Below are 7,846 nucleotides of genomic sequence, written 5' to 3'. Positions count from 1 at the left end.
ATTTCTTTCTCAGTAAAGAGCTTTTTTGGCATTTAATTGTTCTCCGATTCTCCCATTTTTTTCATTATACATAAAAGTACCCTACAGAGCAGACCTTTTTTTAGTGTCTACTCTATAGGGTACAGTTTAAAAAACTGGCTAACCTTTTATACGAACGGGCAATCGATATAGCAATCTATTACAATATTTTTTCATTTTCCAAGTTCGTGTTCGATTCTGCTTTCTTGGCCAATTTAAATTTATAGAATAATATACAGGCTACCAAAAATCCTATTCCATAAAACAGTCCGACTCGTTGAGTAGGGTCAAAGGCAAGGAATACTAGAATCAGTGAACAAAAGCCTAAACAAAACAACGGGACGAATGGGTAAAATGGTACTATGTATTGTAAGTCTTCCGTTTTACCACCCGCTTTAATAAATTTCTTTCTAAACATATATTGCGATAAGGCAATTCCCATCCATGAGATCGTGACGGAAATACCGGCTATGGACATAAGTATCACGAACACAGTATCTGCCGCAATGAAGCTAGTCAATAACGAGAGAAGTGAAAAGCATATCGTAAAAAGAAGGGCATTCAATGGCACTTTCCTTTTGGACAATAGACCAAATACCTTTGGTGCCATTCCATCATGGGCCATCGACCAAAGCAATCTTGTAGATGCATACAGACATGAATTCCCCACTGAAAGAATGGCTGTCAAAATAATGAAATTCATGATGCCTGCTGCATAAGGTATCCCCGCTATCTTCATCAAAGTTACAAAAGGACTTTCCAATAGGCCTAATTCCGAAGAAGGGAATATGGCGGAAAGGATGATAATGGACGAAATGTAAAAAACAATGATTCTAAATAGTACGTTACGAATGGCTTTTGGGATGTTCTCTTCAGGTTTTTCACTTTCACCTGCCGCAATTCCGATAAGTTCCGAGCCTTGATAAGAAAATATAACATTCATCATTGTCACAAAGATAATTGTAATGCCGCCAACTGGAAAAAGACCAGAGGGAGCCAAATTCTCGAAGAATGGGGTTGGACGATCAGATAAAGAGACAAAACCAAAGATACCAGCGATTCCAATCAAGATAAACAAAATCACTGCAACGATTTTTATTCCAGCGAACCAATATTCCGCCTCTGCAAAACCTCTTGTCGTTAATGCATTCAATGTAAATAAAAGCACTATGAACACCGCACACCAAATCCAGGTAGGACTATGGGGGAACCATTGTTTCATCAATATTCCTGCTGCCGTAAATTCAACTCCTGCAGTTGCGGCAGAACCTACGAAATACATCCATCCTAGAGAAAAACCAGCGGAAGGCCCAATATATTCGGCAGCATATTTTTGGAATGATCCTGTAACCGGCATATGAACGGCTAGCTCGCCAAGGCAGACCATGACCATATACAAAATTAGACCGCCGGCTAGATAACCGACCAAGGCACCTCCTGGCCCCGCTTGGTTAATTGTATAGCCTGCATTTAAAAAAAGCCCTGTACCAATAACGCCGCCAAGTGAAAGCATAAATAAATGGCGTCTTTTCATTGAGCGTTTCAGCTGATCATTATTCTCCAGTCCATACCCCATATAATCACGTCCTTATTTTATCTATTAAACCTATGCCTTCTCCCAAACCATATTAGAACCTCAATGAAAGACAACTAAGTCCGCCATCTTGTTTTTGAAATTCAGTCATCTCCACTTCAATCACTGTGTATCCCAAATCTTCAATTTTTTTCTTTGTACCATCAAACCCTTTAGGGACAATAACGCATTCGTTCATTCTGACGCAGTTACCGGAATACTCTTCTTCCTCTTTTACGATGATTTGATTAAAGCTAGAAAAAGCCTCGTGATTAATGAATTCCCCTGCCACTAATAAGTTATTGTCTCCCAGGTAATTGACACCCGTTTTTAAATGAAAGAATTTCTTAAGGGGAATGATGGTCGTTTCATATCCATATTTACCCATAACATCTTTGAACTGAAGAGCACCGGCTTCATTCGTTCTAGTTGAAAGGCCAACATAGAAGTGATCCTCAACTTGCATTACATCCCCACCATCTAACATACCTGGAGATTGAATATATTCGATTGTGTCATAAAAGTCCTTTAAAACTTCTTTCATTTCATTGATCTCACCATTCCGGCTTTCTGCACCGGGATTGGTTACAAGGGCACATTTTGGCGTCAACACCGCGGTATCTTCAACAAACGTGGAATCAGGGTATCTCTCATCCGATTCGAGAACGGTCACTTTCACACCGCAGCGTTTTAATGCTTCTACATAAGCCTCGTGTTGTACAAGCGCTTTTTCATAATTCGGGGTTCCTAAATCCGATGTTGTTAAGCCATTTACAAAACTTTTTCCAATCTTTCTTACAATCGCATGATTAAACATATATATATTCCTCCTAAATAGGTAGCTTATTTTTTAAAATGTGGAAAATTCACCTTTTTGAAATAACTATGACAATAGCGAGAGAAGTGACAACCGAAAGCCTTTCTTGATAAGGGGTGTCTCTTATTAGCCCATGCTTCTCAATTATTTTGATGACCGCATAATTTATCCGCTATTCCTACAAAATATCTTACTCCATACCCTAAAGCCTTCTCATCGATTTTAAATTTAGGATGGTGCAAAGGATAAGCTTTTCCAAACTCATTATCATGGACGCCTAGAAATTGCATGGAAGAGGGAACGATTTCGGAAAAAGCCGAAAAATCTTCTGTCCCAAACATTGGATCATCAACCTGGATGATATTATTTTCTTCAAAAATACCTTCCATGACCGTTCCTGAAATATCAACGGCAGCTTTATCATTCACCACTGCTGGATACCCTAAATACCAAGTGACTTCACACTTTGCCCCATGCGCTTCTGCAATCCCCTTAACGATTTGCTCTAGATACTCCCTTGCTTTCACTCGGCTTTCAGAGTCCAAGGAACGAATGGTACCGCCGATTTCTGCATATTCAGGTATGACATTGAGCGCACTTCCGGAATGGAATTGGGTGACTGAAATGACAGGTGTCCTAAGAGCTGAAATTTTTCTGGAAACGATATGTTGAATATTCGTCGTTATTTCTGCACCAATGATAAGCGGATCCACCGTTAATTCCGGAGTTGACGCATGACCTCCCTGACCAATAATTTTAATTTCAAAATCATCGGCTGCTGCACAGAATACCCCTTCCCTTGAACATATGGTCCCTGTTCGTTCATAAGGAGTAACATGCAGTGCGAATGCATAATCCACTCCTTCCATGACCCTTTTTTCACCAATTCCTGAGCTCCTCCTGGCAGAACCTCTTCGGCGTGTTGGAAAATAAACCTGATTTCTCCATTAATCGCATCTTTTTTCGCGGAGAGGACTTTTGCAGCACCTAATAACATCGCAGCATGTGCATCATGTCCGCATGCATGCATAACCCCAGGATTTTTTGATTTATATTCAATATCTGCTTCCTCTTCAATCGGGAGTGCATCAATATCTGCACGAAAGGAAATGGTATTCGATTTTTGGGGTGATTTTTCAGCTCCTTTGAGAACCGCTAAAACACTCGTTTCGGTAGGTCTCGTCACTTCTAATCCTGTAAAGGTTTTTAATTTCCTATAAATGAATTCGGAAGTCTGGTGCTCCTGATACGAGAGCTCCGGATTTTCATGAAAATGACGTCTCCATGAAATCACTTCATCCACAACTGTCTCCTGTATTGTCTTCATCATAAATGCCTCCTAGATCACCTAGTTCGAATATTCAGTTTTTTCAGAACTTTAAAAAGGGCCATACTTTATGCTTTGAGCAATGATCAAAAAGATAATCGCTACGGCAACCTGAATCAAAAGAAAGGGAAATACCCATTTTACCCATTTCGTAAATGATATGCCGGCCACTGCCAGTCCAGCCAATAGCACTCCAGAAGTCGGAAATATCATATTCGAAATCCCATCCCCTAATTGGAAAGCTAAAACTGCCGTTTGTCTTGTCACACCCATTAAATCCGCTAATGGAGCCATGATCGGCATCGTCAATGCTGCTTGTCCACTTCCTGAAGGAACAATGAAGTTAAGGAATAATTGGACAATGAACATTCCGATTGCATTTATGGCGGGAGGAAGCTGCTCAACCAATCCTGCAGCATAATATAAAATGGTATCAAGCAATCCACCACTTGTAATGATGACCAAGATTGTCTGAGCAACACCTATTATCAATGCCCCGGAAACCATATCGCCTGCTCCTGAAATAAAACCATTAGCCATCTTGGACGGAGTCAAGCCTCCGATTAGGCCCATTATGATCCCGCTTAATAAGAACAAGCCGCCAATTTCACTTATATACCATCCTAATTTAATAACTCCATAGACTAATAGGATGAAATTCACCAATAAAATAATTAAAGCAGCGCTATGTCTTTTGCTCATCCTAAAGTTTTTATCAAGTTGTCCATGTTCTTCACGCCTGAATTTCCCATACTCCCCCAGTTCAGGGTTCCTTTTGACCTTCATTGCATGAAAATAGATGTACAATACTGTAACGACATAAAAAACTGCAAGAAGAGCGATTCGCAATCCCATTCCCGAATACATGGGCAATTCTGCAATGCTTTGGGCAACTCCGACATTAAATGGGTTCGTAATGCCCGAAATGAATCCAGTCGCCAATGTTCCAAGGATGACGATCGCAAAACCAGTAAGTGCATCAAAGCCTAATGCGATCGTCATCGGAACAATGATGGCGATATAAACTAATGCATCCTCAGCAGAGCCGATCAGTGTCCCTAATGATGCGAAGATTAATACCATCAACGGAATAAGCAATTTTTCTTTTGTTCCGAATCGGACAGCCACAAACTTAATGAAAGAATCCAGTGCTCCTGTTGCCTGCATGATTCCCAGTGCTCCGCCAAACAAAAAGACGAACAAAATAATTGACGCTCCTTCAATCATCCCTCCATGAATACTGCTGAACATTTCCAATAATCCCACAGGTGTTGATTCCACGAACTCAAAAGAAGTGGGATCGACTACACTTCGGCCATCCTTTTCAATTCTTTCATATTGGCCTGCTGGTAAGATATAGGTTAGAAACGTCACTATCACAATTACGATAAACATTAATACAAAAGGATTTATCCCTTTTTCCGGCAGCACCGTTAGTTGGTTAAGTGGCTTATTATTCTGATTAAGCGGCTTGGAAGTGATTGGACCATTAGGCAGGTCATTCATCTTTATACCCCCAGTTAAAGTTTAATACTTTCCTAATCGGACCATCACTTCTCAACCAAACACTTAAACATACTCATTATTAACTTCTCAAGCATAACGGGCGTATGGACAAAGGCGCTATCGATGTGAAGGCGCTCAGTACGCTGATGGGCATCCTTGCCGAATGGCCCCACATTAAGTACGGGTGCCTGAAGTTTTTGCATATCGGCAAAGGGAATGCTGTAAGTATCGCCCCAGACTGGTGTATTTTTTTCAAAAGCCGTCCAGCCATCAGAGTCATCAGTATATTGAACATAGCTTAAATCGCAAAGGCCATTAAAATAATGAATTTGTTTGACTTCTTCATCAAACTTTCTGGCAGTTTCCTTCATTAATTTCACAGATTCGATGATAAGCGGATCATCGGACGAATTGACGGCTGGATAATATGGCGGTGCGAACAGCAATACAATGGCGGGTGAAAGCTCCTGACATTGTATCATCAATTTTTCAGCGATCCGCACTGATTTTTCCCGTTCATCCAAATCCTTGTTTCCTTTAACTTCACTCTTTATTTGCTCAACAAAACTCCCGCCAAATTTGCCCTCGGCATATGAAAGTAACTTTTCGTAGCGCAATACTTGTACTTCGCCTACACCTTCAATTTGTTCACGCAGACAAAGTTCTTTATAAGATTCATTGCATTTCATCGCTGCTTCGTTCGCAACCTGCTCGAATAGTCCCATTATTTCTGCAGCTGTTCTTTTCATGATGAACACATTATAAAGCGCGGCTGCCCGATAAGGTGTCTGTGTTGAATATTGTAGTTTTAGGTCTTTTTGCTGAAGAGATACTGGTAAAGGTGTTTCCTCGCCAAGGTCACTTTCCAGAAAAAGAGTGTTCCACTCCATGAGCTGCGTGAGAAACGAGGCTATATAGTTAGCCGTTATGCCCTTTAATGGCTCACCTACATGAGTTTCTTTCCCATAAAAAAGGGCAGCGGGCATAATTTTCCCCAAAGTTCCGGAATAAATATAATGATTATTATCACCCGGTTTCTGTGAAAAGGACGGTTCACTATTGAGAAACACTTTATAGGAAAGGTCATATCTATCACGTAAAGCCACAAGTTCTTTAACTGCAGCCCTCATTCCAGCAGAATTCACTTCCTCATCCGGAACCGTTAACAGCAGGAGATTGATCGGCCATTGTTCGATGCTTGCCTTTTCGATGATAGCCATATGAAGGGCAAGCCCCATTTTCATATCCATCGTTCCTCTACCAAACAAATACTTTCCTGATTCCAGATCAATGCGCGCTTCTTCCGGCAGATCATCTTTCCTACCATGAAGTTTTTTCGTGAGCTCCTCTGGTTGAAATGCAAGAGTCTCAAGGTCACCGTATTCTTCAGTATGAACCGTATCAAAATGACTAATTAAAACAACGGTCTCCTTGCTATCGGGATGTTTATAAAAGGCATTGACAAAATTCCTGCCTAAATCTGCCTCGTGAAGCGATAAATGTGCCGGATTCCTTTTAAAATAATCGAGCTCCCTTAATTTCTCTTGCACCTTATAAGGGAACATTCGCTCCCCTGGTGTAAGAGTACGGCTTTCCCAGCTAACAAGTTCACACAACAAAGCACGGAGCCTTTCTGGAGTACCCCATAGTAATTGACTCATTTCAATCCCCCTTCATCAATATTTGTACGCACCACCGGGCAGGTTAAACAGGTAGGACCTCCAGTGCCTTTGAAACTGATTTCAGTTCCTTTGTACTCATAAACTGTCGCTCCCGAATCAATAAGCTTTTGCTTTGTGTAAGCGTTCCCAGAAGGTATCACGCAAACCCGCGGAGCAATGGCAAGCACATTACAACCCAAGTTCAAGTACTCATCAATCGGCACTTCGATAAGCTTAATGCCTCGTTCAATAAGCAGTTTTCTGAAAAAGACAGGCATAAGGCGGGAATGAACTACCGCTAAATCATGGTCGACCATGCTGATGAAAGACATTAGATGGAGACACTCTGCCTCTCCTTGATCATGCGGAAGCTGAACTACGATAAATTCATCCACAAGATGTGCGGTCATTTCCTTTAATTGCCGAATGGCTTCAGCGTTTGTACGATAACCATGTCCGACAACCAAGGTCTTATCATCAAGCCAAACGATATCACCGCCATCCGCGACCGCATCACCCGTTAAATACCCAATGATCGGAATGTTTTTTTCCTTACAGTATTCCTTGTATACAGTCGCTTCAGGCTGCCTCGATTCTTTCCCCGACTTTAAAATAATGGCCCCTTGGCTAGTGAATTTGACTGGGTCATGCGCATATAAGGAGTCAATGCCAACTACTGAAGATGCTGGCAAATAATCGATGTTTGGGACATATTTCTCCAAAATGGATATAAAGTCACCAAACTCCGTTAGCGCTTCGTTGAAATCTGGCTCTTCCAGAAAGTTGAAGTTCCGCCATGTTTGACTTAAATGCTCTTGACTAATAAAAGCTTCTTTCGGATGTTTTACAATGACACGATCCAATGGTTTGTACATGGACGAGCAAAATGTCACTGCCTCCCCCTCCTTTTCCGCATATCGGAAAACGTTTCCGCTAATAGGAAT

Annotated in this window: 5 protein-coding genes and 1 pseudogene; all 6 read right to left on the bottom strand. The window is 41.3% G+C overall.

All coding sequences use genetic code 11. The features are described from left to right. Positions 1–178: 178 nt before the first annotated feature. Complete coding sequence (locus tag J7I96_RS23935) at positions 179–1,594, bottom strand: amino acid permease (protein ID WP_214771883.1); 1,416 nt, start codon at positions 1,592–1,594, stop codon at positions 179–181. A 52-nt stretch (positions 1,595–1,646) separates the two neighbouring features. Next, positions 1,647–2,408 carry a dimethylarginine dimethylaminohydrolase family protein gene (locus tag J7I96_RS23930; RefSeq protein WP_214771884.1) on the bottom strand — a complete coding sequence of 254 codons (762 nt, stop codon included), beginning with the start codon at positions 2,406–2,408 and terminating at the stop codon, positions 1,647–1,649. A gap of 140 nt (positions 2,409–2,548) precedes the next feature. Then, positions 2,549–3,735 (bottom strand): annotated as a pseudogene (locus tag J7I96_RS23925) (amidohydrolase). A 51-nt stretch (positions 3,736–3,786) separates the two neighbouring features. Further along, positions 3,787–5,130 carry a YfcC family protein gene (locus J7I96_RS23920; RefSeq protein ID WP_251025263.1) on the bottom strand — a complete coding sequence of 448 codons (1,344 nt, stop codon included), beginning with the start codon at positions 5,128–5,130 and terminating at the stop codon, positions 3,787–3,789. 155 nt (positions 5,131–5,285) lie between these two features. After that, positions 5,286–6,902, bottom strand: a complete 1,617-nt coding sequence (locus J7I96_RS23915) for a M20/M25/M40 family metallo-hydrolase (protein WP_214771891.1) — start codon at positions 6,900–6,902, stop codon at positions 5,286–5,288. Further along, positions 6,899–7,777, bottom strand: a complete 879-nt coding sequence (locus J7I96_RS23910; RefSeq protein ID WP_214772158.1) for a dimethylarginine dimethylaminohydrolase family protein — start codon at positions 7,775–7,777, stop codon at positions 6,899–6,901. The genes J7I96_RS23915 and J7I96_RS23910 overlap by 4 nt, the downstream gene beginning before the upstream one ends. Between the last annotated feature and the right edge of the window lie 69 nt (positions 7,778–7,846).

Origin of the sequence: Bacillus sp. ISL-78, assembly GCF_018613455.1 — a bacterium.
Classification (GTDB): domain Bacteria; phylum Bacillota; class Bacilli; order Bacillales; family DSM-1321; genus Peribacillus; species Peribacillus frigoritolerans.
Note: the sequence above shows the minus strand (reverse complement) of the source record. Positions and strands in the feature narration are given on the sequence as shown.